Annotated in this window: 1 protein-coding gene and 1 pseudogene; both read left to right on the top strand. The window is 61.1% G+C overall.

The genetic code is table 11. From position 1 onward, the window contains the following. Window positions 1-628 (top strand): annotated as a pseudogene (locus H8A95_RS42905) (DNA primase); the annotation flags it as partial. Window positions 629-993: 365 nt separating this feature from the next. Further along, a partial coding sequence (locus tag H8A95_RS42910; protein ID WP_274617729.1) for an RNA polymerase sigma factor region1.1 domain-containing protein occupies window positions 994-1,721 on the top strand: 728 nt, incomplete at its 3' end.

The raw sequence follows: 1,721 nt of genomic DNA on the forward strand, positions 1-1,721 counted from the left end.
CCGGTTTGGCGCCAAGGGCGGCGTCACCCCCGGGATTTCACGGGGACCCTATCAGGCCGCGAGCCCCCAGCTCGCCAACAGCCCGATCATGCGCGGCCAGCGCAGCGCGATCTCCCGCCGCGAGGCGCTGATCCTGCAATCCCTGATCAATCACCCCTGGCTGCTGCACGACCATCTCGAGGAGGTGGCGGCCCTCGAGCTCGCCCATCCCGAGGCGCACAAGCTCAGGGCCGCCATTATCGCGGCCTTTGCCCACGATCATCACCATTCCCCTGACGTCGAGGAGCAGGCCGAGAAGATGCGCGCCGACCTCGAGGCGGGCGGATTATCGCAGATTCTTCAAAGGGTTGAGAAGGCGATCACAACCCAGGCGGTGTGGGGGGCGCAGATCGGCGCCGCGCGCGAGGATGTTTTATCGACCTGGCGTCAACTCGTTGCCTTGCATCAGAAAACCCACGCCTTACTTAGGGAAAGAAAAGATGCGGAAGCGGCTTTGGCTGAAGACTCCAGCGAGGCCAATCTGGCATGGTTGCAGGATATCCAGGCCCGGATGGCAGAAGCCGATGGGACCGAAGCCCTGATTGAAGGGTTCGGCGAATTATCGGGCCGGTTCCAGCGTAATGTCTGATAACAAAAATGCTGCGGACGGCGCTGGCCGAACCCGCAAAAAGACTCGCCAAATCCATGGTTTGGCTGCAAAAACAGGGTTAAGCGAAACTTAATAGCTACCGTAGCATTTTCAGGCGAAGTGGCCCCCGGTTCGCCGTCGGGAAATGCGTCAGATATAGATCTGTCGCGTCTTCCGATCGTAAAACCGGTATCCACTTTTACGGAAGACGCGACGGGCTATTGCAGATGGAAACCGTCGAGACGGACAACGGGGGTGGCGAGGTTTTGCGCCGCCCTTTGTGCGTCGAGAGAGTAAATCTAGATTTCGTGCGGATGCGCGTGCGTGGCGCCATTTTGCATGACCGCGTTTCGGGAGCTTAGTGAATGGCCACCAAGGCAAAGACGCTGCAGGTTAAGGACAAGGAAAAAGACGACAAGGCAGCGGATGCTCCTGAGAAGGATGCCGCTGACGCGCCGTCGCCGTTGCTCGACCTGTCGGATGCCGCGGTGAAGAAGATGATCAAGCAGGCCAAGAAGCGCGGCTTCGTGACCTTCGATCAGCTCAACGAAGTGCTGCCTTCCGACACGACGTCGCCCGAACAGATCGAAGACATCATGTCGATGCTCTCCGACATGGGGATCAACGTCACCGAAGCCGACGATAGCGAAGGCGAGGACGAGAAGGACGACGGCGACGACGAGACCGATAACGAGCTCGTCGAGGTCACGCAGAAGGCCGTCACCGAGGTCAAGAAGTCGGAGCCCGGCGAGCGCACCGACGATCCCGTGCGCATGTATCTGCGCGAGATGGGCACCGTCGAGCTGCTGTCGCGCGAGGGCGAAATCGCGATCGCAAAGCGCATCGAGGCCGGCCGCGAGGCGATGATCGCGGGCCTCTGCGAAAGCCCGCTGACCTTCCAGGCCATCATCATCTGGCGCGACGAGCTCAACGAAGGAAAGATCTTCCTCCGCGACATCATCGATCTCGAAGCCACCTATGCCGGCCCCGAGTCGAAGGGCGGCATCAATCCGAACCTGATCGGCAACAACGGTGCCGAGGGCGCCGCCGCCGAAGGCAATGGCGGTGACGTGCAGGCCGGCGCGCGGCCCAT

The sequence above is a fragment of the Bradyrhizobium oropedii genome, from assembly GCF_020889685.1.
In the GTDB taxonomy this organism is placed as follows: Bacteria; Pseudomonadota; Alphaproteobacteria; order Rhizobiales; family Xanthobacteraceae; genus Bradyrhizobium; species Bradyrhizobium oropedii.